The organism is Streptomyces sp. DSM 40868 (assembly GCF_011820545.1).
Lineage (GTDB): Bacteria > Actinomycetota > Actinomycetes > Streptomycetales > Streptomycetaceae > Streptomyces > Streptomyces eurythermus.
The window spans coordinates 7,854,081-7,878,120 of record NZ_CP050504.1; the positions used below are offsets into that span (position 1 = coordinate 7,854,081).

The 24,040-nt window shown below is 73.1% G+C and carries 28 protein-coding genes and 1 pseudogene; 16 read left to right on the forward strand and 13 right to left on the reverse strand.

Features of this window, described 5'->3' with window-relative positions:
• Positions 1–275 precede the first annotated feature (275 nt).
• Complete coding sequence (locus tag HB370_RS35435; protein WP_030780141.1) at positions 276–821, reverse strand: hypothetical protein; 546 nt, start codon at positions 819–821, stop codon at positions 276–278.
• Positions 822–1,276: 455 nt separating this feature from the next.
• Here HB370_RS35435 and HB370_RS35440 point away from each other — a divergent pair, with 455 nt between their 5' ends.
• Positions 1,277–1,771, forward strand: coding sequence for a hypothetical protein (locus HB370_RS35440; RefSeq protein WP_244405753.1), 495 nt, complete (start codon positions 1,277–1,279; stop codon positions 1,769–1,771).
• Between the two features lie 160 nt (positions 1,772–1,931).
• Here HB370_RS35440 and HB370_RS35445 read toward each other — a convergent pair whose 3' ends face one another.
• Positions 1,932–2,639: a phenylalanine--tRNA ligase beta subunit-related protein gene (locus HB370_RS35445; RefSeq protein WP_030780138.1), complete on the reverse strand. Its 708-nt coding sequence runs from the start codon at positions 2,637–2,639 to the stop codon at positions 1,932–1,934.
• A gap of 64 nt (positions 2,640–2,703) precedes the next feature.
• Complete coding sequence (locus HB370_RS35450) at positions 2,704–3,351, reverse strand: FMN-binding negative transcriptional regulator (RefSeq protein ID WP_030780136.1); 648 nt, start codon at positions 3,349–3,351, stop codon at positions 2,704–2,706.
• A 330-nt stretch (positions 3,352–3,681) separates the two neighbouring features.
• On the opposite strand from HB370_RS35450, the gene HB370_RS35455 reads away from it, so the two are divergent.
• The gene (locus HB370_RS35455) at positions 3,682–4,266 is read left to right on the forward strand and encodes an XRE family transcriptional regulator (RefSeq protein WP_030780134.1); all 585 of its coding nucleotides are present in this window, start codon (positions 3,682–3,684) and stop codon (positions 4,264–4,266) included.
• A 316-nt stretch (positions 4,267–4,582) separates the two neighbouring features.
• Here HB370_RS35455 and HB370_RS35460 read toward each other — a convergent pair whose 3' ends face one another.
• Both HB370_RS35460 and HB370_RS35465 read right to left on the reverse strand, forming a co-directional pair.
• Positions 4,583–5,239 (reverse strand): HAD family hydrolase, encoded by a 657-nt coding sequence (locus HB370_RS35460; RefSeq protein WP_030780132.1) that lies wholly within the window; start codon positions 5,237–5,239, stop codon positions 4,583–4,585.
• Positions 5,240–5,563: 324 nt separating this feature from the next.
• Positions 5,564–6,601, reverse strand: a complete 1,038-nt coding sequence (locus HB370_RS35465; protein ID WP_030780129.1) for a PHP domain-containing protein — start codon at positions 6,599–6,601, stop codon at positions 5,564–5,566.
• Between the two features lie 152 nt (positions 6,602–6,753).
• On the opposite strand from HB370_RS35465, the gene HB370_RS35470 reads away from it, so the two are divergent.
• Together HB370_RS35470 and HB370_RS35475 are read left to right on the forward strand one after the other, a co-directional pair.
• The gene (locus HB370_RS35470; protein ID WP_051815541.1) at positions 6,754–7,542 is read left to right on the forward strand and encodes an SDR family oxidoreductase; all 789 of its coding nucleotides are present in this window, start codon (positions 6,754–6,756) and stop codon (positions 7,540–7,542) included.
• Between the two features lie 86 nt (positions 7,543–7,628).
• Positions 7,629–7,874 carry a hypothetical protein gene (locus HB370_RS35475; RefSeq protein WP_030780124.1) on the forward strand — a complete coding sequence of 82 codons (246 nt, stop codon included), beginning with the start codon at positions 7,629–7,631 and terminating at the stop codon, positions 7,872–7,874.
• Positions 7,875–7,883: 9 nt separating this feature from the next.
• On the opposite strand, the gene HB370_RS35480 is transcribed toward HB370_RS35475, so the two are convergent.
• Positions 7,884–9,116 (reverse strand): glycoside hydrolase family 16 protein, encoded by a 1,233-nt coding sequence (locus HB370_RS35480; protein ID WP_030780122.1) that lies wholly within the window; start codon positions 9,114–9,116, stop codon positions 7,884–7,886.
• Between the two features lie 345 nt (positions 9,117–9,461).
• Between HB370_RS35480 and HB370_RS35485 the strand changes: the two genes are divergently transcribed.
• The 6 genes from HB370_RS35485 to HB370_RS35510 all read left to right on the forward strand — a co-directional run bounded on the left by HB370_RS35485 (position 9,462) and on the right by HB370_RS35510 (position 13,408).
• Entirely contained in the window at positions 9,462–9,656 is a 195-nt protein-coding gene (locus HB370_RS35485; protein ID WP_030780117.1) for a hypothetical protein, read from the forward strand.
• The gene (locus HB370_RS35490; RefSeq protein WP_030780113.1) at positions 9,653–10,105 is read left to right on the forward strand and encodes a monovalent cation/H+ antiporter complex subunit F; all 453 of its coding nucleotides are present in this window, start codon (positions 9,653–9,655) and stop codon (positions 10,103–10,105) included. Before HB370_RS35485 ends, HB370_RS35490 begins: the two co-directional genes overlap by 4 nt.
• Positions 10,098–10,358 (forward strand): hydrogenase subunit MbhD domain-containing protein, encoded by a 261-nt coding sequence (locus HB370_RS35495; RefSeq protein ID WP_030780110.1) that lies wholly within the window; start codon positions 10,098–10,100, stop codon positions 10,356–10,358. Before HB370_RS35490 ends, HB370_RS35495 begins: the two co-directional genes overlap by 8 nt.
• A 167-nt stretch (positions 10,359–10,525) precedes the next feature.
• The gene (locus HB370_RS35500) at positions 10,526–11,263 is read left to right on the forward strand and encodes an MnhB domain-containing protein (protein ID WP_030780109.1); all 738 of its coding nucleotides are present in this window, start codon (positions 10,526–10,528) and stop codon (positions 11,261–11,263) included.
• Positions 11,264–11,297: 34 nt separating this feature from the next.
• Positions 11,298–11,645 (forward strand): sodium:proton antiporter, encoded by a 348-nt coding sequence (locus tag HB370_RS35505; protein ID WP_030780106.1) that lies wholly within the window; start codon positions 11,298–11,300, stop codon positions 11,643–11,645.
• Positions 11,645–13,408, forward strand: coding sequence for a complex I subunit 5 family protein (locus tag HB370_RS35510; RefSeq protein WP_030780103.1), 1,764 nt, complete (start codon positions 11,645–11,647; stop codon positions 13,406–13,408). The genes HB370_RS35505 and HB370_RS35510 overlap by 1 nt, the downstream gene beginning before the upstream one ends.
• Positions 13,409–13,454: 46 nt before the next feature.
• On the opposite strand, the gene HB370_RS35515 is transcribed toward HB370_RS35510, so the two are convergent.
• Positions 13,455–13,826: an anti-sigma factor antagonist gene (locus HB370_RS35515; RefSeq protein WP_030780100.1), complete on the reverse strand. Its 372-nt coding sequence runs from the start codon at positions 13,824–13,826 to the stop codon at positions 13,455–13,457.
• Positions 13,827–13,943: 117 nt separating this feature from the next.
• Between HB370_RS35515 and HB370_RS42175 the strand changes: the two are divergent.
• Positions 13,944–14,232, forward strand: a pseudogene (locus tag HB370_RS42175) (hypothetical protein); the annotation flags it as partial.
• Between the two features lie 44 nt (positions 14,233–14,276).
• Complete coding sequence (locus HB370_RS35525) at positions 14,277–14,741, forward strand: pyridoxamine 5'-phosphate oxidase family protein (RefSeq protein ID WP_030780097.1); 465 nt, start codon at positions 14,277–14,279, stop codon at positions 14,739–14,741.
• A 116-nt stretch (positions 14,742–14,857) separates the two neighbouring features.
• On the opposite strand, the gene HB370_RS35530 is transcribed toward HB370_RS35525, so the two are convergent.
• Together HB370_RS35530 and HB370_RS35535 are read right to left on the reverse strand one after the other, a co-directional pair.
• The gene (locus HB370_RS35530; RefSeq protein WP_030780095.1) at positions 14,858–15,169 is read right to left on the reverse strand and encodes a DUF4235 domain-containing protein; all 312 of its coding nucleotides are present in this window, start codon (positions 15,167–15,169) and stop codon (positions 14,858–14,860) included.
• 28 nt (positions 15,170–15,197) lie between these two features.
• Positions 15,198–16,214: a glutathione S-transferase C-terminal domain-containing protein gene (locus tag HB370_RS35535; RefSeq protein ID WP_030780093.1), complete on the reverse strand. Its 1,017-nt coding sequence runs from the start codon at positions 16,212–16,214 to the stop codon at positions 15,198–15,200.
• A gap of 294 nt (positions 16,215–16,508) precedes the next feature.
• Here HB370_RS35535 and HB370_RS35540 point away from each other — a divergent pair, with 294 nt between their 5' ends.
• Positions 16,509–17,618 (forward strand): cation diffusion facilitator family transporter, encoded by a 1,110-nt coding sequence (locus HB370_RS35540; protein ID WP_244406071.1) that lies wholly within the window; start codon positions 16,509–16,511, stop codon positions 17,616–17,618.
• Positions 17,619–17,698: 80 nt separating this feature from the next.
• Here HB370_RS35540 and HB370_RS35545 read toward each other — a convergent pair whose 3' ends face one another.
• Positions 17,699–18,163 carry a nitroreductase family deazaflavin-dependent oxidoreductase gene (locus HB370_RS35545; protein ID WP_030780087.1) on the reverse strand — a complete coding sequence of 155 codons (465 nt, stop codon included), beginning with the start codon at positions 18,161–18,163 and terminating at the stop codon, positions 17,699–17,701.
• 316 nt (positions 18,164–18,479) lie between these two features.
• On the opposite strand from HB370_RS35545, the gene HB370_RS35550 reads away from it, so the two are divergent.
• Together HB370_RS35550 and HB370_RS35555 are read left to right on the forward strand one after the other, a co-directional pair.
• On the forward strand, positions 18,480–19,709 hold the full coding sequence (locus HB370_RS35550; RefSeq protein WP_030780084.1) for a cytochrome P450: 1,230 nt from the start codon (positions 18,480–18,482) through the stop codon (positions 19,707–19,709).
• Between the two features lie 18 nt (positions 19,710–19,727).
• Positions 19,728–19,928, forward strand: a complete 201-nt coding sequence (locus tag HB370_RS35555; RefSeq protein WP_030780082.1) for a ferredoxin — start codon at positions 19,728–19,730, stop codon at positions 19,926–19,928.
• A 55-nt stretch (positions 19,929–19,983) separates the two neighbouring features.
• Here HB370_RS35555 and HB370_RS35560 read toward each other — a convergent pair whose 3' ends face one another.
• Positions 19,984–20,826, reverse strand: coding sequence for an endo alpha-1,4 polygalactosaminidase (locus HB370_RS35560; protein WP_030780080.1), 843 nt, complete (start codon positions 20,824–20,826; stop codon positions 19,984–19,986).
• Between the two features lie 149 nt (positions 20,827–20,975).
• On the opposite strand from HB370_RS35560, the gene HB370_RS35565 reads away from it, so the two are divergent.
• Complete coding sequence (locus HB370_RS35565) at positions 20,976–21,944, forward strand: aldo/keto reductase (RefSeq protein WP_030780078.1); 969 nt, start codon at positions 20,976–20,978, stop codon at positions 21,942–21,944.
• 167 nt (positions 21,945–22,111) lie between these two features.
• Here the strand turns inward: HB370_RS35565 and HB370_RS35570 are convergent, their stop codons facing one another.
• Together HB370_RS35570 and HB370_RS35575 are read right to left on the reverse strand one after the other, a co-directional pair.
• Positions 22,112–22,633 (reverse strand): universal stress protein, encoded by a 522-nt coding sequence (locus HB370_RS35570; RefSeq protein ID WP_030780075.1) that lies wholly within the window; start codon positions 22,631–22,633, stop codon positions 22,112–22,114.
• A gap of 52 nt (positions 22,634–22,685) precedes the next feature.
• Complete coding sequence (locus tag HB370_RS35575; protein ID WP_030780072.1) at positions 22,686–23,963, reverse strand: SLC13 family permease; 1,278 nt, start codon at positions 23,961–23,963, stop codon at positions 22,686–22,688.
• Between the last annotated feature and the right edge of the window lie 77 nt (positions 23,964–24,040).

Below are 24,040 nucleotides of genomic sequence, written 5' to 3' on the forward strand. Positions count from 1 at the left end.
GGCCCGATCGACGAGGCGGACGCCCGCGCCTGCACCTCCGGCAGCCACGCCGTTCATCGGAGAGGAGCGAGATCGGCACTCGCCCATGACGCAGTGGAAGGCAACGGCTCAGGGGCTCGCACGCGACACCTGTCGCCGCATCGGGCTCACCAGGGCGAGCCGGCCCGACCCACCTGCCGCAGCGGCCGGTGGGAATGGCGCGGTCCCGCGCTCCCTTTGCCGGGAACGCGGGGCCGTTGGTTCGGTTTCGCGGGTCGTTGGGGGACTGCCGGGCGTCACACCCGCTGGTAGCGGAGCGAGGTGCGGCCGGAGGCGTCCGAGAAGATGTCGGCCCGGTAGGTCTGGCCGACGCTGTTGACCCGCCGTACCTGGAGCCGGATCACGGTCTCCCGGTTCACGGTGATGCGCTCGCTGATCGGTGCCGTCGACTGCCTGGCGACGGGCCCGCTCAGCGCGGGCGTGTTCATGTGCGTGACCAGGCGCTCGCTCTGCGGGACCAGGGCGCCGTTGGTGACGTTCCAGAGCCGGGCCTGGACGGACGCGAGAAGGCGTGTGTTGCCGTCGCCGGCGACGCGTCCTCGGACGTCCGCGTCGAGGAGGTAGGTGCCGGGCCGGGGCAGCGTGACCGTGACCGTGGTGTTCACCCACCGTCCCGAGGGGGTCCCCTGTAGGTTCAGGCGGCCTGGCTGCATGTGCTGGACGCCCCCGTCGGGGCCCTGTGCGGAGGCGGTGGTGGTGCTCTGCAGGCTGATCACGGCGCCGGCCAGGCAGAGCAGGACGACGGCGATGACGGCGGAGAGACGGTGTCGGACGGAGTGCAAGTTTCCTCCCGGATTCAGGCCCGATGGGCGCTGGCGTCAGAGTAGGAAACACGTATGAAGGGCGTAGTCCCTCGAATGGGTGAAGAGAGCGCTTATCGGATAACAATCCATATCGGGCGCACTACCGGCGTACTGGAGACACGGCTCACCACCGTCTGGGGGGCTGCGAGTCCGGGCATGACACCCTTCGCGCCGGGCGACTCCTCTCGGGGGTGCGACTGTCAACCCGCACTCCGGGCCTGGTCGCGCACCACCCGGCACCGCCGCAAGTCATGGATCCGCCGTGCGCTCGGACGCACCACAGGCGTCGCGCTGACCCGCTTCGGTCACCACTTCCGGTCATTAAATATGACCTAGTTGAGCGGAATCCTTTCTTCTTCACCGCGACTGTTGGGGGAAGTGGGTGAGGGTACATCACGAGAGACCGAATTCACGGCAGACTCGCAGGGGGAAACATGGCCAGTGTGGAAAGGGACGGCCCGGGCCAGGACGTCGCCGTCGCCGATCAGCCGGTGGCCGCGGCGTGCAACGGCGGAGGCGAAGGGTATTGCGCGGGGCCGACCTTGAGTCGTGCCGAGCTTTTCACGCTCACCGGTGACGGCGACAACAAGGACCACGACACCGGTATCTACATCACCGTCAAGACGAATGACGAGAAGTCGCTGCTGGCCTCGATCAACAACGCGGACAGCTCCGGCAAGGACATGACCACGTACAACGACGACTCCCATCACATCGTCCCGCTCGTCGTGGAGGCGCCGGGCACGGGGAAGTCGGAGTGCTACGGCTTCCGGGTCCGCATGTGGATCAAGACGAACGGCAACGACAACTGGACCATCGACGTCGCCCGCGTCACGCTCTACTTCAGCGACGGCACCACACTGGTCGCCGAGAAATTCGGATTCAACCTCGACGGAGACGGCGACACGGTCGAGTTCGCCGCCCTGTAGGCGGGCGGTTGTCGCCGGTTGTTGTCGGCTGTCGGCGGGTACGGGGTGGTCGTGCGGCCTTCTCGGCGGTGGCAGCCAACGGGGGTTCCGGGCCAGTGGGCGCCTCCGGAATGCGTTCCAAGGCTGGTCGAGCGGAACGCATTCCGGCATGCGACCTCGGTCAGGTGCTGATGTGGGGGGCCGCGGGGCTCAGGTAGTGGACCGTCGTCCGGTCGCTGTGGGGGGCGAGCAGGTCCTGGAGTTCGTCCGCCGCGGTCTTGAGGAGGTGGCCGTCGCGGGTGGCGTGGAGCGTTTCCAGGACGAAGGCGACGCGCGTCGAGTCCTCGGTGACGCGGGTGCGGTGTGCATCGCGGTGGTTCCAGTGGCGGGTCAGCACGCCGGTGGTGTCGGCGTAGATGATCTCACCGGGCTTCGGTGTCTCGACCGTGTCGGGTTCGCCGAGCGGGGTGAACTCCTCGGCTCCTTCGGCGTGGCGGATGTCGACGTCGCCGGTGACGTGGTCGAGGTCGAAGGCGCCGGCGGGCAGGCCGTGACGGACGGAGACGGCGTTGTAGGAGTCGACGGCCGGGTTGATCCGCGGCAGGCTGCCCTTCTTGGCCATGCGGCGGCCGAGCGCGTCGACGCTGGGGCGGATGCGACGGGGGTTGGTGCCGAAGGAGCGGTAGGCGCTGTGCCACGCCTCGATGCGCGGGTCCGTCTCGTCGGCCGGCTGCCAGGTGCCGGCGGCGAGTTGCCGCTCCAGTTCCTCGACGGCCGTGACGGTGGCGGGCCAGGGCTCGTGGCCGCGCAGACCGGTGACGGTGACCAGGGCGATGAGCGTGTCGGGGAAGGCGTCCGCGACGGCGGGGCTGATGCGGAAGGCGGTCATGGGCGAGAACCTGTTTCGTGCGAGTGCGAGGGTGAGGGTGTGAGGGCGGCGGCGAGGGCCCGGGTCAGGGGGTCCAGGTGCCTACGCGCTCCAGTCGGTGCAGTTGCCGTCGGGCGGTGGGTATGTCGAGGCCCTGGCCGCGGCGGGTGAGGCGGTCGGCGACGGCGGTGCGGTGCTCGACGGGCTTGTGGTCGTCGTACTTGAACTTGGCCCGTACGTCGACGACGTCCAGGCGCAGGCCGCGGATGCCGGGGAGCATGCGGCCGTACGGGGGCTCGTCGGGGTCGATGGGGGCGTGGTCGCCGTCGGGCTGGAAGTGTGCCATCTGGCGGCGCAGCAGGTCGGCCTTGGCGCCGGGGTCGTCGATGATGTGGGCCCGGCAGGTGAACTGGACGGCGGCGTAGTAGCTGGTGGGGACGCCGTCCGTGGGCGGGATGTCCGGCCTGGCGCGCCAGGGGCCGGGGATGAAGGCGTAATCGCCCACGACGGTGAAGGTGACGTTCGGGTCGTGCTCGATCGCCTTCCAGACCGGGTTGGGGCGGGCGAGGTGGATCAGCAGGTGCCCGTCGTCGGGGGCGAAGTGGGTGGGGACGACGACGGGCGGCAGGCCGGGCGGGCCGTTGACACAGAGTTGGCCGAAGTCGTGGCCCGCGGCGATCCAGTGCTGCCATTCGGCGTCGTCCAGGGCGGCGTCCCAGGGCTGGATGAACATGCGTTTCTCCCTGCGGGAAGGGGGGGGGCGGGTGGCGGGTGGCGGCTGAGGGGCCGGCGGGGCGGCGGGCGAGCAGGGAGAGAAGGACCCTACGGCGGCCCGGGTGGTCCTACGACGGGTCCGGGCGGCTCCGTCGCGTAGAGACACGCCGACGTCCTCGGCGGGCCCGGCGCCCGCACGGAGATGGTCCGCGACCGGCCGGCGGCAGAGCGTTCACGAGACGATCCCTTACCATCAATGGAACGACTGAACCGTACAACGTACCGACCGGAGCGTGTCAACCGAACGACCGAGCGGTGCAGTGCAGTGCCCCATTGAGGAAGTGATCGGATGGCAGAGACCGAGGCGGCCCTGCGGACGCTCGCGCGCAACGTCCGGGCGGCCCGTACCCGCGCGGGTCTGTCGCTGGACGAACTCGGCCGGCGGGCCCAGGTCAGCAAGGGCGCCCTGGTCGCGCTGGAGAAGGCCCAGGGAAATCCGAACTTCGCCACCCTGGTACGGCTGGCCGACACCCTCGGCGTCTCCGTCTCCGCCCTGCTGGAGGGGCGCGCCGAAGGGCGCGTACGCATCGTGGCCGCCGGTGATCTGACCCCGCTGTGGACCGGAGCGCGGGGGAGTGAGGCCCGGCTCATGCTGACCACTTCGGGGCCGGCCCCGGCCGAGGTCTGGCGCTGGACGCTGGAGCCGGGCGAGGAGTACCCGAGCCACCCCCACCAGGCCGGCGTCGTGGAGACCGTCAGCGTCACGTCCGGCCGGATGACGCTGATCGTGGACGGCACGGAGCATTCCGTGGAAGCCGGCCAGACCGCCGCCTTCGACGGGGACGTCCCGCACACCTACCGGGGCGCGGGCACCGGGACCTGTCACCTGATCATGACCGTCCACCTTCCGCCCGGTCCCGGTTCCCCGGCCTGACCCGCGTCGCCGCGCCGGCTGGACCCGCCGGCTCCTTCCGGAAACCGCGCCCAAGGCTCCCGCCGAGCGGGGACTGAAACCGGCCGCCGTCATGGAAATGCCCCGGTCGTGACGGGGGAATCACGGCCGGGGCGGTCGGTGGTGGGCGCGGACGGCGGTCGCCTCGCGGCGAAGGGCTCCACAGGGCTTCAGCCGAACGATCGTCCCTGTGGGCGAATGGTGAGGCCCGGGGACACTGTCCCGTCCACACCCACGGCTTGTTCAACGGGCAACCACACTGGGGTGTTCCGTTCACCCACGTGACCTGCGTCACGGCTCACGCCAGCGGGCTCCCGGCCAGCCGTGCCAGCAGGTCGGCGGGGTCGGCGTACACCGCCTCCGCCCCGGCCTCCTCCAGATCCGCGCGGGGAATCCCGCCGCACAGCACCCCCACACAGCGCACCCCGGCCTTGCTGCCCGCCCGCATGTCCCACACCGTGTCCCCGACGAACACCGCCCGCGAGGCCGGGACCCCGGCCAGCTCCAGGGCGTGCTCCACCGGCTCGGGGGCCGGCTTGCCCTCCTGGACGTCGTCGGAGCTGGCCGTGGCCGTGATGGCGTCGTCCGCGTCGATCGCCCGGCGCAGCGCGCCCAGCTCGGCGCCGCTCGCCGACGTGGCCAGGACCACCGCCCAGCCGTCCCCGCGCAGCCGCCGCAGCAGCTCCGCGGCGCCCGGCAGGGCGGGCAGCCGGTCGAAGTACTGGCCGTACAGCGCGGTGTGCGCGGCGCTCAGCTCGCTGTCCTGGTCCCGGTCGCGGCCGTCGCCGAGCAGGTGGGCGATCAGGTCCGTGGAGCCCAGGCCGACGGCCCGGTGCACGGCGTGCATGGGTACCTCGTGCCCCGCCTGGCGGAACGCCTCCCACCAGGTGACGACGTGGAGGTGGTTGGTGTCGACGAGGGTTCCGTCCACGTCGAACACGGCGGCTCGTTCCATGCGGGGATCCTTTCCTGGCGCTCGCTCCGGGAACGGGTACCACGCCGGGACGGATCGGGAACCCGTCACGCGGACCGGGAACCCGTCACGCGGACCGGGAACCGCCATGTGGGCCGGGACCCCCGTCGCGTGGGCCGGAAGCCCCGTCGTGCGGGTCGGGAACCCGTCGCACAGGCCGGGAGGGGCATCACGCCGGGCGGGTCAGGTACCCGTCGTGTCGGCGGAGGCGGGCCACGTACCCGCCGCCCGGGCCGGGACGGGACCATGCCGAGAGGGCGGGAGCCCGTCGTGCCGGCCGGGGCGGACGCCACGCCGACCCCAGGGTCAGGAACCCGCCGCCCGGGCCGGCAGGCGGCCCTCGTGGGTCCAGGTCAGCAGGTCCTCGGCCGGCCAGGTGGTCACCACCCGCTCGGGCGGCACCCCGCACTCCTCGGCCCGGGCGCAGCCGAGGATCTGCCAGTCCAGCTGGCCGGGCGCGTGCGCGTCGGTGTCGACGGCGAACAGCACCCCCGCCTCGACCGCCCGGCGCAGCAGCCGCCGTGGCGGGTCCAGCCGCTCCGGGCGGCTGTTGATCTCCACCGCCGTCCCCGCCTCGGCACACGCGGCGAACACCTCGTCCGCGTCGAACTCCGACTCCGGACGGCCCCGGCCGGTCACCAGGCGCCCGGTGCAGTGCCCGAGGACGTCGGCGTGCGGATCGCGTACGGCGGTCACCATGCGGCGGGTCATGGACCGGGCGTCCATCCGCAGCTTGGAGTGCACGGAGACCACGACCACGTCGAGCCGCTCCAGCAGCTCGGGCTCCTGGTCCAGCGAGCCGTCCTCCAGGATGTCGCACTCGATGCCGGTGAGCAGCCGGAACGGCGCCCAGCGCGCGTTCAGCTCCGCCACCACGTCCAACTGCTCCCGCAGCCGCTCGGCGGACAGGCCCCGGGCCACGGTGAGCCGGGGCGAGTGGTCGGTGAGCGCCACCCACTCGTGCCCCAGCCCGGCGGCCGTCCGCCCCATCTCCTCGATCGGGCTGCCCCCGTCGGACCAGTCCGAGTGGGTGTGGCAGTCCCCGCGGAGCAGCGCCCGCAGCCCGGCCCCCGGCCCCTCGACAGGAGCTTCGGCCTCCTCCTGAAGCCGGCGCAGATAACCGGGCACCTCACCGGCCAGCGCCTCCCGCACCACCTGCGCGGTCTTCGGCCCGACCCCCTTCAGCGACTCCAGCGTCCCGGCGGCGGCCCGCTCGGCCACCTCGTCCCCGGGCAGCGCGGCCAGCGCCCGGGCGGCGGTACGGAAGGCCCGTACCCGGTAGGTGGGCGCGAGCGCCCGTTCCAGCAGAAACGCGATCCGGTCGAGAGCGGCGACGGGTTCCATGCACTCAAGGTTCACACCGGCGCCCGGCAGGGGCGCGGGGAACCGCGCGCGCCGTTCCGCACCACCCGCACCCCGGCCCGCACGGCGCACCCCGTTTGCGCACCCTGCCCCCGGGTACTGCCATGCCCACACTCACCGAGAGGAGGCCGGTCATGCCCCGAGCGGCCATCGTCACCGGCGCGGACTCCGGCATCGGCCGCGCCACCGCCGTACGCCTGGCCGAAGCGGGCCTGGACGTCGGGATCACCTGGCACACCGACGACAAGGGCGCCGAGGAGACGGCCGAGCGCGTCCGCGCCCACGGCCGCCGCGCCGCCGTGACCCGGCTGGACCTGACCCGGCTGCCCGAGGCCGCCGACACCGTGGACGAGCTGTGCGCGGAGCTGGGCCGGATCGACGTCCTGGTCAACAACGCCGGTACGGGCACGATGACGCCGTACCTGGACCTCACGCTGGAGGATGTGCGCCGGGTCCTGGACGTCGACCTCGTCGGCCCCTTCCTGCTGGGCCAGCGGGCCGCGCGCCGGATGATCGAGCAGGGCGACGGCGGCCGGATCGTCAACGTCACCTCGGTGCACGAGCACCAGCCCCGGGTCGGCGCGGCCCCGTACTGCGCGGCCAAGGGCGGGCTCGGCCTGCTCACCCAGGTGATGGCCCTGGAGCTGGCCGAGCACGGCATCACGGTGAACGCGGTCGCGCCGGGTGAGATCGCCACCCCGATGACGGGCCAGGAGGACACCGACGTGCACACCGTGCGCCGGCCCGGCGTGCCGCTCGGCCGGCCCGGCGACGCCCGCGAGGTCGCCGCCGTGATCGCGTTCCTGGCGAGCCCCGACGCCTCGTACGTCACCGGCGCCTCCTGGAGCGTCGACGGCGGCATGCTCCGGATGGGCCCGCAGGCCGGATCCCATCTGACCAGCGACGACTGGCGCCGACCATGAGCGGCCGCCCACGGCGGACGCGCACGGTCCCGTGGCCGGCCGCCGTGGACCGCCCGTCGGCCCGCCGAGCGTTCTAGGCTCTATTCATGACCGAACAAGCAGCTCCCCACATATCCCACCCGCGGATCCTGGTCCTCGGCGTGTGCCCGGGCAAGCCGGGTGAGCCGCCGTTCCGGATCATGGAGATCGACGGTCAGGTGGTCGGTGAGGCCAGGAACGTCACCGACGTCCTGGAGGCGGCGGCCTCCTACGGCATCACCATTCACGACCTCGACGATCCGGACGTGATCCGGTTCGTGGGCGGGGACAAGTACACCTGGCGGCCGCGCTGAGCGGACGGTTCAGCCGACCGTCCACTTCTGGTTGGCCGCGCCCGTGCAGGTCCAGATCTGCAACCGTGTCCCGTTGGCCGAGTTGTTCCCGGTGACGTCGAGGCACTTGTTCGCCTGCGGGTTGACGATGTCGCGGGCCGCCGGGAGGGCCCACTTCTGGGCGGGGCTGCCGTTGCAGTCCCACAGCTGGACGGGTGTGCCGTCGGCGGTGCCGCCGCCGCTGACGTCCAGGCACTTGCCGAGCGCCCGCAGTGTGCCGTCCGAGCCGACGGTCCACGCCTGGGCGTTGGTGCCGTTGCAGTCGTAGAGCTGGACCGGGGTGCCGTTCGCGGAGTTCGCGCTGGCCACGTCCACGCACTTGCCCGCCAGGCCCCGGATCGGCACCCCGGCGGCGCTGTCGCTCGTCGTCACCGACACCGAGTCCACCAGCAGCGTCTGCGGGAACTGCGTGGAGCCGTCCGGGTCGCCGGGCCAGTAGCCGCCCACCGCGAGGTTCAGGATCAGGAAGAACGGCTTGTTGAACACCCAGGTCCTGCCGCCCAGATCGGCGGGCGTGCGGCGCTGGTAGACGTTCCCGTCCACCGACCAGGTGATCGAGTCGGGCGCCCAGTCGACGGCGAAGGTGTGGAAGGCGTCCGCGAAGGCCTGCCCGTTCGGCAGGGTGTAGCCCGCGCCTATGCCGCCCGAGCCGGAGTAGCCGGGGCCGTGGATGGTGCCGTGCACGGTCGACGGTTCGAAGCCGACGTTCTCCATCACGTCGATCTCACCCGAGTCCGGCCAGTTGACCGGGGTGCCGAGCATCCAGAACGCCGGCCACATGCCCTGCCCGCGCGGGATCTTCATGCGGGCCTCGACATGGCCGTACTGGGCGGTGAACTTGCCGGCGGTGTTCAGCCGGGCCGAGGTGTACTGGCAGCTGCCGTACCAGCACTGGTAGCCGGCCGGGTTCTCCTTGCGGGCCGTGATCACCAGATGGCCCTGGCCGTCCAGGGCCGCGTTCTTCGTGCCCGAGGTGTAGTACTGCCGCTCGTGGTTGTTGACGTTGTCGCCGGTCTCCAGCGTCCACTTGGAGCCGTCGACCGCCGCGCCCGCGGGCCCGTCGAAGGTGTCGGAGAAGGTCGTGACGGCCGCGGCCGCCGGGGCGGTGCTCTCGGCGCGCGCCGGACCGACGGCGGCGGAGCCGATCAGCGCCGCGGACAGGGCGGCGAGGAGACATCTGCGGAGCAGGCGTGGGGAGGCCATGGCTCTCCCTTTCTCGTGGGGGTCATCGTGGGGAATCCCGCGGATCCCGCGGGGATGCGTGTCTTGATTTAAGGGGTGAGATAAGGGCCCGTCAATACTCAGGTACGGACCAGGTGTCGACGCCGGACCGTACGGGCCCCTCGACCGCCCGGCGGCAACTTCCCGGCCCGGCACGCCGGTTGCCCGGTCGGGCCAGCCCGGGTTTCCGTTCACGCCTCCGGGGCACTCCGGGTGCGGACCCGCGTGCCGCCGCTCCCGCGCGGGTCCCGCGGTGCTTGGATGCCCCCAGCGGCATTCCGGGCACATCGCCGCGAACCTCTGCGCGACGCACCGAGGAGGTGCCGCATGAACCGCCGTACGGCCCCCCGCGCGGTCCTCCCGGCCGCCGGTGAACTCCTGGCCTGGTGGGCGGCGCTGGCGCTGCTGTGGCTGGTGCTGATCACGACCGTCGACACCCTCGAGCGGATCGTCGGGGCGGGCTGTGCCGCCGTGGGCGCGGTGCTGGCCCGGGCCGGCCGGCGGGCGGTGACCTGGCGGTGAACGGCTGGAACCTCGCGGCGGCCGTCCTCCTCGGCGCGGGCGGGACCGCCGCGCTGTGGGGCATCACCACCGGCCCGCCGGCCCGCCGGGTGATCGCCCAGAACATGACCACCTCCGTCGTCTGCCCGGTCCTGCTGCTCCTGTCCCAGGGCTACGGCCGCCCCGCCTACGTCGACCTCGCCCTGCTGCTCGCCCTGCTCGGCCCGGTCGGCACGCTGGTCTTCGCCCGGCTGCTCTCCGGCGACCTGGCCGACGGGCGCCCGGGCGCCTGGGGGCTGACCTGGACGGCGGCGGGAGCCGGCGCGGTCGTCGTGACCGCGCTGTGCGTAGCCGTCGGCCCCGGCCGCGCCCTGGTGAAACTGCTGGTGACCGGCGCCCTGCTGATCGGCGGCAACGTCATCGCCTCCCGGGCACTGGCCGGCGGATTCCGGGGGGTGCGGGGTGGCTGACGCGCTGCTCGTCGCCGCCTCCGCCACCGCCGCCGTGGCCCAGCGCGACCCCGCCCGCCAGGCGCTGGTGCTGTCCTTCATGGGCGTGCTGCTGGCCGCGCTGTTCACCGTGCTCCAGGCCCCGGACGTCGGCCTGTCCCAGCTCGCCGTCGGCTCGGCCCTCACCCCGCTGCTGATCATGCTGTCGGTGCGCAAGGTCAGACGGCGGGGCGCGCGAAGAAGGAGACCGAGTGAACCGGCTGCGGGGCCGTAGGGAGAGGGAGGCCAAGTGAGCGGGCTGCGGGGCCGTACGGGGCAGGAGGCCAAGTGAGCGGGCTGCGGGGCCGTACGGGGCAGGAGGCCGAGTGAACCGGCTGCTGCGGCGTGCGGAGAGGGAGGCGCGGTGAACCGGCTGCGGGGGCGCGCGCAGAGGGTGCCGAAGTGAAGCGGCTGCGGCTGTGGTTGCTGGCCGTGGGCGGCGCCGGGCTCGCCGTCCTGCTCGTCGCCGCCTGCCTCGACCTGCCCGACTTCGGCGGCGACCGCCACCCGTACGGCGACCGGGCCGTCCACGCCTCCCTCCTGCGGCACACCGCCAACACCGTCGCCTCCGTCAACTTCGACCAGCGCGCCTACGACACCCTCGGCGAGATGAGCATCCTGTTCGCCGCCGTCCTCGGCTGCGTGGTGCTGCTGCGCCAGGCCCGCGACGAGCACCGCGCCCCGCCCGAACCCGCCGAGGTGGCCCGCCCGGTCCGCCGCTACGCCCTGCTCGTGCTGCCCGTCGCCCTGGTCACCGGCCTCTACGTCATCGCCCACGGCCAGCTCAGCCCCGGCGGCGGCTTCCAGGGCGGGGTCGTCGCCGCGACCGCCCTGCACCTGCTCTACCTCGGCGCCGACTACGGCGCGCTGGAACGCGTCCGCCCGCTCGGCCTCTACGAGACCACCGACGCGCTCGCCGTCAGCGCCTACCTCGCCCTGGGCCTCGCCCCGGTCCTGGCCGGCACCGCCTTCCTGGCCAACACGCTGCTGCCGTACGGCACGTTCGACACGCTGTCCTCCGGCGGCACCGTCCCGCTGCTGAACGCGGCCATCGGCATGGAGGTGGCGAGCGCGGCCGTCGTACTGCTCGCCCACTTCCTGGACCAGGCCGTCGAGATCGAGGAGGAGCACGGCAGGTGAACACCGCGGACGAACCCGGAAGGCGCACACCGTGATGCACGTCCTGCCGTACCTGGTGGCCGCCTACCTCTTCCTGACCGGCTGCTACGGCCTCGCCACCAGCCGCAACCTCATCCACGCCGTGGGCTGTCTCGCGGTGTGCCAGTCCGCCACCTACGTCCTGCTGCTCGCCGTCGGCTACCGCGACGGCGGCACCGCGCCCGTCTTCTCCGACATCCGGCCCGGTTCCCGCCCGGTGGTCGACCCGGTGGTGCAGACCCTCACCCTCACCGACATCGTCGTGGGCGCCACCGTCACCGCGCTGCTGCTCGCCCTCGTGCTGCAGATCGCCAAGCGGCACGGCACGGTCGACCCCGACGAACTGCGGGAGCTGCGCGGCTGATGCGCCATCTGCTCCCGCTGCCCGTCGCCCTCCCGCTGCTCGGCGCCGCCCTGCTGGTGGCCACCGGCCGCCGGCTGCCCCGGATCGCCGTCGAGATCGCCGGGTTCGTGATCTCGGGAGGCACCGCCGCCCTCGCCCTCGTCCTGCTGCTGAACTCCTCCCCGCCGATGACCGAATGGGTCGGCGCCTGGCCGCCCGCCGGCCGGGAGAGCGTCGGCATCCTTGTCGTCGGGGACGGCCCGGCCCTCGGCATGGCCACGCTGGCCTCGCTGCTCACCCTCGCCGCCCTCGCCTACTCCTGGCGCTACTTCGACGCGCCCCCGCACGGCCACACCGGCGCGTTCACCGCGCTGATGCTGGTCTTCCAGGGCGCCATGTGCGGATTCGCCCTCGCCGGCGACCTGTTCAACGCGTTCGTGTTCTTCGAGCTGATGAGCGTGGTGGCGTACGCCCTGACCGGCTACCGCATCGACGAGGCCAAGGCCGTCCAGGGCGCCCTCACCTTCGGCATCGTCAACTCCCTCGGCGCGTACGCCCTGTTGCTGGGCATCGCCCTGCTGTACGCCCGTACCGGCGAACTGGCCATGGCGAGGATCGGCCACGGCCTCGACGCGAGCGGACCCGGCGGGCCGGACGCGCTGGTCCTGGCCTCCTTCGTGCTGGTGCTCACCGGACTGCTGGTCAAGGCGGCGGCCGTGCCCTTCCACTTCTGGCTGCCCGACGCGCACGCCGTCGCCCCCACCCCGGTCTGCATGCTGCTGTCCGGCGTCATGGTCGAACTCGGCGCCTACGGCGTGTGGCGGGTGTACGGCACCGTCTTCGCCGGCCCCGGCGGCATCCCCGCCGCCGACCTGACCCGGGCACTGGTGACCCTCGGCGCCCTCACCGCCGTGACCGGCGCCGTCATGTGCTGGTACCAGCGGCACATCAAACGGCTCCTCGCCTACTCCACCGTCGCCCACACCGGACTGTTCCTCGTCGGCCTGGGCGTGCTCACCCCCGAGGCGGACGGCGGCGTCGCCCTGTACCTCCTCGGGCACGCCGGGGTGAAGGCCGCGTTGTTCGCCTGCGCGGGCGCCCTGCTGGACCGGTTCGGCAGCGTCGACGAACACTCCCTGCACGGCCGGGGCCGGCCGCTGCGCGCGACCGGGGTGATGTGCGCCGTCGGCGCCCTGGGCCTGGCCGGCCTGCCGCCGTTCGGCACGGCGCTCGGCAAGGCGGTCACCGAGGAGGCGGTCGGGGGCCCGCTCACGGTGGTGTACGTGGCCGCTTCCGCGATCACGGCGGGCGCGGTGCTGCGGGTCACCGCCCGGGTCTTCCTCGGCCTCGGGCCGCGCCCGCGGGACGCGGAGTACGAGACCAGCGGCTCCGACGAGGAGCCCGAGACCACCGGCCTGCTGAGCCGGATCCCGGACACCATGACGACCGTGCCCGCCGTGCTGCTCGCCGCCGCCCTCGCGGTGGGCGTGGTCCCCGGCTTCGGCACGCTGGTGGCCCGCTCCGTCGGCCGGGCCGGCCCGGGCGGCGCGCACGTCGCCGCGCACTGGACCGCGCACGGCGTGCTGCTGGGTGTGGCCTCCGCCGTGCTGGCCGTGGCGCTGGCCGGTCTCGCCGTCACCCGCCCGGACTGGACCTCCGCGCCCGGCTGGGCCACGCCCCTCAGACGCCTGCAGTCCGGACACGTCGGCGACTACGTGGCCTGGCTGCTGGTGGGCACGACCGTGCTGGGAGCACTGGCCCTGCCGGGAGTGCTCGGGTCCTGAGCCGCCGTAGGCCCGCCCGCGACGCACCGTGCCCTACGGCCTCTGCTCACGGTGATCCGGCCGGGCGGTCCAGGGCGGCGTCCAGGCCCGGTTGCGGGGGCAGCAGCCGGGCCAGGCCGGTGACCCGGATGACCCGCAGCGTCAGCGGGTGCGTGCACACCAGGTGCAGCTGTCCGCCGCGCTCGAGCACCCGGGAGCGCGCCCGGTACAGCAGCCGCAGCCCCGAGCAGTCGAAGAACTCCACCGGCCGCAGATCGAGCACGGCCCGCACACCGGCCCGGCCGGTGACCCGGTCGAGGAAGGGGCCGATCTCCTCCGCGGCGACGAGGTCGATCTCGCCCCGGAACTCCAGCACCGTGTGCCCGCGGTAGGCGTACACGCCCAGCTGCCGGGTGAGGGATACAAGCTCGTGTCGCACCGCGGCACCACCTCCCACCCGCACGCCGACGTTGTTTTCCGACCGTCAAGTTACCGTTGTTGTAGGGAATTTGAGCATGTTCGATTGACATATGTCTTCGGCTTTGCGGCGTGTCGCCGCGGAGCCGCGAGCACGGCCGCGACCCGTGCCTGGGCGCCGGAACGGCTGGACCGGCCGCTCACCCTCGCCGACCTCGCCGGTCACGCCCGGACGAGCCCGCGTACCTTCGTCCGACCCGCATGTGGACCGGGTCGCCGCCAAGGTCGGCTTCGCCACCGGTGCCTCGCCGCGCCAGCACCCGCACGCGGCGATCGGGGTGGCCCCCCAGGCCCACCGCCGCACGTTCCGGCAGACCCGCCGACCCGCGCGCCCGGGCCGACGCCGTGCGGGCGCCCGGGGCTCATGACCACACTGAACGGAACGACCGGCGAAAAGAGGAGGCCGTACGCCATGACCCCGCCCCCCGCCCGTTCCGTCGAGCAGTGCCGGCAGGACGTCCTCCACCGGTTGGAGAACGACGTCGACGCATGGGTCGCCACCGCCGCTCCCGACGGTGCGGCGCCCCATCTCGTGCCGCTGTCGTTCGTGTGGGACGGCACCTCGTTGCTGATCGCCACCGCGGCCGACAGCCCCACCGGCCGCGGCCTGGTGGCCACCGGCAGGGCCCGGCTCGGTGTCGGATCCGCCCGGGACGTCGTCCTGATCGAGGGCATCGCCCAGGCGGTGACGCCCGAGGACCTCCCCGAGGAGGACGCCGAGGTGTTCGCCGGCCAGACCGGCCTCGACCCGCGCCGGCTGGCCGACCGCTACCTGTACTTCAGGGTCGTTCCCCAGCGGGTCCATGCCTGGCGGGAGGAGGACGAACCGCCCGGCCGCGAGCTGATGCGCGACGGGCGGTGGCTGGCCGCCGGCTGAACCCGCCTACGGTGGCCGGGCGGCCGGGCGCCGGTCGGCCCCGGCCGCCCCGTGCCGGCGTCGCTCAGCCCCGGCTGCCGGCGCCGGTCGGCCCCGTTCGCCCGTGCCGGTGCCGGTCAGTCCCGGCCGCCCTTGTCCGTCGTCGGCCACACGCCCGTCGAGCGGGCGATGGCCTTGGCGCCGGTGCGGTCCACGGCGCTGCGCACCACCGCGAAGATCGCCCCCTGGACCGCCGCCGCCAGCAGGATCTCGCCCCAGCCGCGGTCCGGGTCCAGCGCGTCGGGCGCGTCGTCCTCGTGCCGGATCGCCTTCCACGCCTTGCGGAACGCCAGCCCGGCCAGCGCGCCGCCCGCCCAGCTGAGCGCGAAACCGATCGGCTGGTAGACGAGCGGGAGCTTCTTCTTCTTGTGCTTGTCCTTCTTGGCCATGTGTGACTCCTTCCTCGTCGGGCGGCCCTCATGCGGGCCGTCCCCGCGGGGCCACCCGTTCGCCCGGCGGCACCGGTCCCGGCGGCGTGCCGTCACCGAACGGCCGGCCGCCCAGCTCCTCCCGGTGGTGCTCAGTCAGCCAGCCGCCGAGATCCGGGCCGAGCGGCACGATCCCGGTGGGGTTGATGCCGGTGTGCACCTGGTAGTAGTGCCGCTTGATGTGGTCGAAGTCGACCGTGTCGCCGAATCCCGGCGTCTGGAACAGGTCACGGGCATACGCCCACAGCACCGGGTGCTCCGCCAGCCTCCAGCGGTTGCACTTGAAGTGACCGTGGTAGACGGCGTCGAACCGGACGAGGGTGGTGAACAGCCGGATGTCCGCTTCCGTAAGGGTGTCACCGACCAGATAACGCTGCCGGGACAGCCGCTCGCCGATCAGTTCCAGCCGCCGGAAGACGGCCGCGCACGCCTCCTCGTACTCCCGCTGCCGGGTGGCGAACCCGGCCCGGTAGACCCCGTTGTTCACGTCCTCGTACACCTCGGCCATCACCTCGTCGATCTCCGCGCGCCGGGCGGCCGGGTACAGGTCCGGCGCTCCGGGGCGGTGCAGGGCGGTCCACTCGGTGGCCAGGTCCAGGGTGATGCGCTGGTAGTCGTTGGTGACCAGCCGCCCGCTGGGGACGTCCACGATCGCGGGCACGCTGACGCCGCCCGGGTAGCCGGTCTCCCGCCGGTCGTAGGCCTCGCTCAGGAACCGGATGCCGAGCACCGGGTCCCGGCCGTTCGGGTCCAGGGTGAACCGCCAGCTGCGGTCGTCCTGGACCGGATCGGCGACCGCCAGCGACAGCGCGTCCTCCAGCCCCAGCAGCCGGCGCGAGATCACCGCGCGGCTCGCCCACGGACAGGCACGGGAGACCACCAGCCGGTAGCGGCCGGCCTGCACCGGCCAGCCGTCCCGGCCGTCGGCGGTGATGCGGTCGTCGAAGTGGCTCCGGGACCTGGTGAACGTCCGGTGCCCGTAGGCGCTGTTGCCGTCGCCGCCCATGTCTCCTCCTCGCTCGCCGGCCGGTTCCTCCAGGACCACGCGTTCCCCGTTTGGCGCGGACCGCACGGTGTGACGCGCACGGTCGGGGGCAAGCGGCGATGGGTGAGCGGAACATTCTCGAACCGGGAGACGGCCGCGCGTACGGACGGCAGCGACACCCACCGGCCGGCCCACGGTGCCCCTCCGGGCGCGCCAGGGGCCCACGCCGGACACGGTGGCCCGCCGCACCGCCGCGACGGAACCGGCGGCCGCACCGCCGCCGACGGACACATCGAGCCCGGCGCCGGTGCAGACATCGAATCCGGCGCGGGCGGACACAGGGAACCCGGCGCCGACGGTCACATCGAACCCGGCGCCGGTGGTCACAGCGCCCCCGGCACCAGCGGCCACACAGACGCCGGCCCCCACACCGAACCCGCCGACGACCCGGGCACCCCTCACCGCCCCGGCTCCCCGGGCGGTGCCGAGGGTGACCGGTCCACCAAGGTCACCGTCCTCGTCGCGCTCGCGGCCAACCTGGTGATCGCCGTCGCCAAGGCGGCCGGTGGTGTGCTGGCCGGCTCGCCCGCGCTGCTGTCGGAGGCCGCGCACTCGGTCGCCGACAGTCTCAACGAGGTCTTCCTGCTGGCCGCCCTGAGCCGCAGCCGCCGCCCGGCCGACACCCGGCACCCGTTCGGCTACGGCAAGGAACGCTTCTTCTGGTCCCTGCTCGCCGCCGTGGGCATCTTCGTCATGGGCGGCTGCTTCTCCTTCTTCCAGGGCCTCGAGGCGTTGCGCGGCGGTGCCGAGGAGGAGTTCAGCGGCTATGTGGCGGGCCTGATCGTGCTGGGCGTGGCGCTGGTCGCCGAGGGCGGCTCGCTGCTGCGGGCCGTGCACCAGGTGCGCCGGCAGGGCGGCGGGCTGCGCGACCCCGCGCTGCGCACGGTGGTCGCCGAGGACGGCACGGCGGTCCTCGGCGTGACCCTCGCCCTGGTGGGCATGGCCCTGCACATGGTGACCGGGCAGGCCGTCTGGGAGGCGTCCGCCTCGCTGGCCATCGGGGTGCTGCTGGTCTACGTCGCCTACCGGCTCGGCCGCGACGCCCGGGACCAGCTGATCGGGGAGGCCGCCGACCCGGAGCTGAGCGGCCGGATCGGGTCGCTGCTGCGGGCGCAGCCGGAGATCGACAGCGTGGAGGCGCTGTTCACCATGAAGCTGGGCCTTGACTCCACCCTGGTGGCGGCCCGCATCGACTTGGTGCCGGGCCTGGACAGCGAGCGCGTCGAGGAGGTCGCCGACCGTATCAAGCGGTCCCTGGCCCGGACGTTCCCGGACGTCGGCCAGATCTTTCTCGACGTCACGGACGGGTCCGCGGAGGGGGCAGCGGAAAGCCCCGCCGCGACGGGGGAACGCGGCGGGGCCTGACGAACGAGTGCCCGGCGCCGGGCCGCCTCACACGCGCCCAGAACAGATTTTTCTGAAACGCAGCGGTTGGCGGCCGGAAATCAGCTCTGGCCCGGGGAGTCCTCGTCGAAGGGTTCCAGCACGAAGACGGGGATCTCCCGGGAGGTCTTCTTCTGGTAGTCGGCGTACGGCGGGTACGCGGCCACGGCCCGCTCCCACCAGTCGGCCTTCTCCGCCCCGGTGACCTCACGGGCCCGCATGTCCCGCTTCGCCGGGCCGTCCTGCAGTTCGACGTGCGGGTCGGCCTTGACGTTGAAGTACCAGACCGGGTGCTTGGGCGCTCCACCGACGGAGGCGACCACCGCGTACCGGCCGTCGTGCTCCACCCGCATCAACGGCGTCTTGCGGAGCTTGCCGCTCTTCGCTCCCCGGGTGGTCAGCACGATCACCGGCAGCCCGGTGTCGCGCAGCGTCGTCCCCTTCGTCCCGCCCGAACTCTCGTACAACTCGACCTGCTCGCGCACCCACTGTTCCGGGCTGGGCTCGTACTCGCCCTCAAGAGGCATGGGATCCGATTCCTTTCATCCGTCCGGCGGTCGTCCGCCACGGCCGTCAACAACCGTGACCGCCGGAAACATCCTTACCGCGCGGCGGCTGTCCATGTCCGCCGGCCGCGCCGCCACGCCGCGTCGCGTCGCGTCGTCGGGCGGCTCCCGCGCGGGACCGGCCGGGGTGGTGGCCGGTTCCCGCCCCTGGAGCCGGGGTACTTCGGCCAGATGACGAAAGCCGCCGAAGTGGCCGAACTTCCCGTCGACCTATAGATGCCTGGGGCATCTAATGAAGATCGGCACGACGCACCTCATTCGTCTGCGAGGTCTTTCCATGACGGAACTGACGGACATCACCGGCCCGGCTGGCCAGGCCGAACCCGTCGCATTCCCCCAGGACCGCACCTGTCCCTACCACCCCCCCACCGGATACGACCCGCTGCGCGACGGGCGACCCCTGTCCCGCGTCACCCTCTACGACGGCCGCGAGGTCTGGCTGGTCACCGCCCAGGCCACCGCCCGCGCCCTGCTCGCCGACCCCCGGCTGTCGACCGACCGCCGCCGCGACGGCTTTCCCGTGCCCAGCCCCCGCTTCGAGGCCGGCCGCGACCGCAAACTGGCTCTGCTCGGGCTGGACGACCCCGAGCACCACCAGCAGCGCCGGATGCTGATCCCGTCGTTCACCGTCAAACGCGCCACCGCGCTACGCCCCTGGATCCAGCGGATCGTCGACGAACTGCTGGACGACATGATCGCCCGGGGGCCGGTCGCCGACCTCGTGTCCGCGTTCGCGCTGCCCGTGCCGTCCATGGTCATCTGCGAACTGCTCGGCGTGCCCTACGCCGACCACGAGTTCTTCGAGGAACAGTCCCGCCGGCTGCTGCGCGGCCCGGGCGGCGCCGACACCCTGGACGCCCGGGACCGGCTGGAGGCGTACCTCGGCGAGCTGATCGACGCCAAGGCCAAGGAGGCCGAGCCCGGCGACGGCGTTCTGGACGACCTGGTCCACAACCGGCTCCGCGCGGGCGAGCTGGACCGACCCGACCTGGTGTCGCTCGCCCTCATCCTGCTGGTCGCCGGGCACGAGACGACCGCCAACATGATCTCCCTGGGCACCTACACCCTGCTCCAGCACCCCGAACGGCTGGCCGAGCTGCGTGCCGACCCCACGGTGCTGCCCGCCGTCGTCGAGGAACTGCTGCGGATGCTGTCCATCGCCGAGGGGCTGCAACGGCTGGCGCTGGAGGACATCGAGATCGACGGCACCACCATCCGGGCCGGTGACGGCGTCCTCTTCTCCACCTCGGTCATCAACCGGGACACGGCCGTCTACGACGACCCCGACGACCTGGACTTCCACCGCGCCGACCGGCACCACGTGGCGTTCGGCTTCGGCATCCACCAGTGCCTGGGCCAGAACCTGGCCCGCGCGGAACTGGAGATCGCCCTCGGCAGCCTCTTCACCCGGCTGCCCGGGCTGCGTCTTGCCGCCCCGGCCGAGGAGATCCCCTTCAAACCGGGCGACACGATCCAGGGGATGCTGGAACTCCCCGTGACCTGGTAAGAGGCTTCGCTCATGCACATGGACATCGACATCGACCAGGACGTCTGTATCGGCGCCGGGCAGTGCGCGCTGGCGGCACCGGGCGTCTTCACCCAGGACGACGACGGCTACAGCAGCCTGCTGCCCGGCCAGGAGAACGGCGTCACCGACCCGATGGTCCGGGAGGCCGCCCGCGCCTGCCCGGTCAGCGCCATCACCGTACGGGAGCGCACCGCCTGACGGGTACGGCGGTACGGCGCGGCCCCGGCCCCGCCGTACCGCCGTGGCGGTTGGCCTACCGGACCGCGCGGACGTAGGCCGCGCTGCCGGGGGTGGACACGTCCCGGTCCCGGCGGACGATGCTCAGCCGGTCGCCCCAGCGGGCGCGGGCCGCGTCCAGACCGCGGTCGGTGTACTCGATGTCCACCACCCGGTCGTCGAACGCCTTGGCGTACACCCCGCACTCGTCGTACTGGCCGCACTCCTCCGTCACCGCGAAGTCCAGTCCGGCCCGCTCGCGCCGTGCGGCCAGTTCGGCGGTGTTCTTCTGCGCGATGGCCAGGTGCCGGGCGTGCGCGTGCCGGGACAGCAGGGCCATGAACGCGGTCGCGTCGGCCGTGCTCAGCAGTCCGTCGGAGCGGGTGTAGCTGTCGTAGTTGTCGGGTTCGACGGCGTCGAAGCCCTTGTCCGCGCAGCCGTCGATCCAGCCGTTCACCCGCTTGGCGATCCGCTCCCGCTTGGCCGGGGTGCGGATGTCCAGCAGCGGCTCGTCCCAGTCCTCGTCGATGACGAGCCTGCCGCGCCCGTCGCGCAGCAGCAGATCGGCCGGCCAGGAGGAGCGCTCGGCCGGCTGGGCCTGGAAGGCGTTGACGTAGCAGATGTTGTACAGGCCCGGGGCGGGGGAGTCGGACCGGTCGCGGCTGACCACGCGCACGCCCTTGGGCGGCGGGTAGGCGCCGCCGATCTGGTAGTCGAAGCCGGCGCCCTTCGGGGGCAGCCGCACCGCGGCGGGCCTGCCGGAACCGTCCTCGTCCCGGTCGCCGGAGGCGCAGCCGGCCAGTGCCGACACCGCGACGACCAGGGCCGCTGCCAAGGCGCCCAGGGCCGTACGCGGCCTCCGGACGCGGGGATCACCCATGGGGGGCAAGTCCGCTCCATCCTGCCCACGCCGGGCGGCGCGGCACGTCCAGGATCAAATCGTCCGTACGCTCCCGTCGTCAAGTTCGCTTCCCCGTCCACGTCGTAGGCTCGCCAGTGATCATCGTCTCGACGGCAGGAGCAGTAACGATGCAGTACGTGAAGCTCGGTTCGACGGGCCTGGACGTGTCGCGGATCTGTCTGGGCTGCATGACGTACGGGGTGCCGGACCGCGGCACGCACGAGTGGACGCTCGACGAGGAGGCGTCCCGGCCGCTGATCCGGCAGGCGCTCGAGGCGGGCGTGAACTTCTTCGACACCGCGAACGTCTACTCCGACGGCACCAGCGAGGAGATCGTCGGCAGGGCCCTGCGGGACTTCGCCCGCCGTGACGAGATCGTGCTGGCCACGAAGGTGCACGGCCGGATGCGGCCGGGCCCCAACGGCGCCGGGCTGTCCCGCAAGGCCATCATGACCGAGATCGACCACAGTCTGCGCCGCCTCGGCACCGACTACGTCGACCTCTACCAGATCCACCGCTACGACCACGCCACCCCCGTCGAGGAGACGATGGAGGCGCTGCACGACCTGGTCAAGGCGGGCAAGGTCCGCTACCTGGGTGCCAGTTCGATGTACGCGTGGGAATTCGCCAAGGCGCAGTACACCGCCGAGCGGCACGGCTGGACCAAGTTCGTCTCCATGCAGAACCACTACAACCTGCTCTACCGCGAGGAGGAGCGGGAGATGCTGCCCCTGTGCGCGGACCAGGGTGTCGGCGTGCTGCCGTGGAGCCCGCTCGCCCGGGGCCGGCTCACCCGCGACTGGGGCACCGTCACCGGACGCAGCGCCACCGACGACTTCGGCAGCCGGCTGTACCTGGAGAGTGACCGCGCGATCGTCGAGGCCGTCACCCGGATCGCGGCCGGCCGGGGCGTGCCGCGCGCCCAGGTGGCCCTCGCCTGGCTGCTGCACCAGGACACCGTGACGGCGCCGATCGTCGGCGCCGCCAAGCCGCGGCACCTCGAGGACGCGGTGGCCGCGGTCGGACTGGAGCTGACCGCCGAGGAGATCGAGGAGCTCCAGCGGCCGTACACCCCGCGCGCGGTCAGCGGCCACTGACCGCCGGGCCGGGCCGGCCGGCATGCCGGGCGGGCCGGGACGGCCGTGACCGACAGCGCCGCGACGTGCGGCCGGAGCGGGGTGGGCGTGCCGTCACCGACCGGTTCGCGTGGCTGTCCGGTAGGAAGCCGCCTTCCTGTGACGGACGTTCCCATCGGGCCGCGGGATCACGGCCGGTGGTGCGGTGGCGGTGGCGGGATCGTGGTCAGGCCGGGGGCCGGTTCCGGCCACACCAGCAGGACCGGGCAGGGCGCGTGGTCGACGGCGAACCGGACGGCGGGGCCGAGGCTCTTCGGCCCGAGCCGGGACCGGTCCCCGTCCCGCGCCAGCACCAGCAGCCCCGCCCCCTCGGCGGCGGCCACCACCTCCCGCTCGGCCCGGCCCGACCGCTCCTCGCGCACACAGGGCCGGTCCAGCCGGCGGGCCGCCGCGTCCAGCAGCGCGGACGCCGAGGTGCCGCCGAGCGCCTCCAGCCGGTCCCCCGGATCCCGCTCCCAGCCCTCGGCCGGGCGGTGCCCCGACCGGTGACCGCGCCCGAGCAGCCCGTCGAAGGCCCCGTGCGCCACCGCCGGCACCTCGGGCCCGCTCACATGGAGCAGCACCACCTCGGCGGCCTCCGGCGCGTGCGCGCGCACCGCGTCCACACAGGCCGGCCAGGTGCCCTCCACCAGCCAGGCGATCACCCGCATCCGCCGAACCTCCCGCCACCGTGCGCGCTACGGGACGACACCCGCCCACCGCTCACAGAACCAGCAACGATCCCCACAGTGCCACGACCGCGACCGCGAGGGACGACGGCACGGCGAGCAGACCGAGCCGGGTGAACTCCCCGAGGTTCACGTCGTGCTCGTGCTGGTGCACGATCCGCCGCCACAGCAGGGTGGCCAGCGATCCGGCGTACGTGAGGTTCGGGCCGATGTTCACCCCGAGCAGCACCGCGAGGACCACGCCCGGCCCGGCCGGGGCCGCCAGCGGCAGCAGGACCAGCACCGCGGGCAGGTTGTTGATCAGGTTGGCCAGCAGCGCGGCCAGCGCGGCGGTGGCGAGCAGCGCGGCGAGCCCGGTGCCGTCCGGCATGACATGCCCCAGCACGTCCGCGAGCCCGTTGTCGACCACCGCCCGCACCACGACGCCCAGCGCCAGGACGAAGGCCAGGAAGGCGGGGGACGCCGCCCGCAGGACCGTCAGCGGGGTCGCCCGGCGCCGCGCCAGCGCCCGCCCGGCCAGCACCAGCGCGCCCCCGGCCGCCACCCAGGCCGGCTCGACGCCGAACAGCGACGCCACCACGAACCCGGCCAGCGTGCAGCCCACGGTGACCAGCGCGAACAGCGGCAGTCGGGGTGGCGTCCCGGCGGCCCGGTCCGCCGGGGCCGCCGCGGCGAGGTCGCGGGCGAAGAACCGCCGGAACACCAGGTACTCGACACCGATCGCGGCCAGCCACGGCAGGGCCATCAGCGCCGCGAACCGGGTGAAGCTCAGCCCGCTCGCCGCGAACGCCAGCAGGTTCGTCAGGTTGGACACCGGCAGCAGCAGCGAGGCTGTGTTCGACAGGTGCGTGCAGGCGTACACATGCGGTTTGGGCCGTACGCCGGTGCGCGCGGCCGTAGCGAACACCACCGGGGTGAGCAGCACGATCGTCGCGTCCAGGCTGAGTACGGCGGTGATCGCCGACGCCAGCGCGAACACGGCGGACAGCAGCCGCACCGGACGGCCGGCCGCCCACCGGGCCATCCAGGCCCCGCACGCCTGGAACAGCCCTTCCACGTCGCAGAAGTGGGCGATCACCAGCACCGCCGCCAGGAAGCCGACCACCGGGCCGAGCCGTTCGGCCTCGTCGCGGGCGTGCCCGAGGGAGAGGGCGCCGGTGGCCACCGCGATCCCGGCGGCGGGTACGGCCATGACCGCCTCCGGCCACCCGAAGGGCCGTACGACGGCCCAGGCCAGCACGGCGACCAGCAGAGCGGCGGACAGGGCCGCGGCGAGCGGGGTGTTCAGGGCGGGTCCTTCCGAAGTGATCACGGAGTTGCCCGCCCATGAAAACAGACCGGAGGCCGGGGAGCGCTCAGGGGCTCGGTAAGGGTCCGGTCAGGGACTCG

Bases quoted from the DNA above. Each gene is read 5' to 3' on its own strand.
- HB370_RS35550 (WP_030780084.1), top strand. From the start codon at position 18,480: ATGACGGAACTGACGGACATCACCGGCCCGGCTGGCCAGGCCGAACCC.
- HB370_RS35460 (WP_030780132.1), bottom strand. From the start codon at position 5,239: ATGGAACGAGCCGCCGTGTTCGACGTGGACGGAACCCTCGTCGACACC.
- HB370_RS35455 (WP_030780134.1), top strand. From the start codon at position 3,682: ATGGCAGAGACCGAGGCGGCCCTGCGGACGCTCGCGCGCAACGTCCGG.
- HB370_RS35570 (WP_030780075.1), bottom strand. From the start codon at position 22,633: ATGCGGGTGATCGCCTGGCTGGTGGAGGGCACCTGGCCGGCCTGTGTG.
- HB370_RS35470 (WP_051815541.1), top strand. From the start codon at position 6,754: ATGCCCCGAGCGGCCATCGTCACCGGCGCGGACTCCGGCATCGGCCGC.
- HB370_RS35440 (WP_244405753.1), top strand. From the start codon at position 1,277: ATGGCCAGTGTGGAAAGGGACGGCCCGGGCCAGGACGTCGCCGTCGCC.
- HB370_RS35505 (WP_030780106.1), top strand. From the start codon at position 11,298: ATGCACGTCCTGCCGTACCTGGTGGCCGCCTACCTCTTCCTGACCGGC.
- HB370_RS35530 (WP_030780095.1), bottom strand. From the start codon at position 15,169: ATGGCCAAGAAGGACAAGCACAAGAAGAAGAAGCTCCCGCTCGTCTAC.
- HB370_RS35565 (WP_030780078.1), top strand. From the start codon at position 20,976: ATGCAGTACGTGAAGCTCGGTTCGACGGGCCTGGACGTGTCGCGGATC.
- HB370_RS35560 (WP_030780080.1), bottom strand. From the start codon at position 20,826: ATGGGTGATCCCCGCGTCCGGAGGCCGCGTACGGCCCTGGGCGCCTTG.
- HB370_RS35510 (WP_030780103.1), top strand. From the start codon at position 11,645: ATGCGCCATCTGCTCCCGCTGCCCGTCGCCCTCCCGCTGCTCGGCGCC.
- HB370_RS35475 (WP_030780124.1), top strand. From the start codon at position 7,629: ATGACCGAACAAGCAGCTCCCCACATATCCCACCCGCGGATCCTGGTC.
- HB370_RS35535 (WP_030780093.1), bottom strand. From the start codon at position 16,214: ATGGGCGGCGACGGCAACAGCGCCTACGGGCACCGGACGTTCACCAGG.
- HB370_RS35555 (WP_030780082.1), top strand. From the start codon at position 19,728: ATGGACATCGACATCGACCAGGACGTCTGTATCGGCGCCGGGCAGTGC.
- HB370_RS35480 (WP_030780122.1), bottom strand. From the start codon at position 9,116: ATGGCCTCCCCACGCCTGCTCCGCAGATGTCTCCTCGCCGCCCTGTCC.
- HB370_RS35445 (WP_030780138.1), bottom strand. From the start codon at position 2,639: ATGACCGCCTTCCGCATCAGCCCCGCCGTCGCGGACGCCTTCCCCGAC.
- HB370_RS35485 (WP_030780117.1), top strand. From the start codon at position 9,462: ATGAACCGCCGTACGGCCCCCCGCGCGGTCCTCCCGGCCGCCGGTGAA.
- HB370_RS35545 (WP_030780087.1), bottom strand. From the start codon at position 18,163: ATGCCTCTTGAGGGCGAGTACGAGCCCAGCCCGGAACAGTGGGTGCGC.
- HB370_RS35465 (WP_030780129.1), bottom strand. From the start codon at position 6,601: ATGGAACCCGTCGCCGCTCTCGACCGGATCGCGTTTCTGCTGGAACGG.
- HB370_RS35525 (WP_030780097.1), top strand. From the start codon at position 14,277: ATGACCCCGCCCCCCGCCCGTTCCGTCGAGCAGTGCCGGCAGGACGTC.
- HB370_RS35450 (WP_030780136.1), bottom strand. From the start codon at position 3,351: ATGTTCATCCAGCCCTGGGACGCCGCCCTGGACGACGCCGAATGGCAG.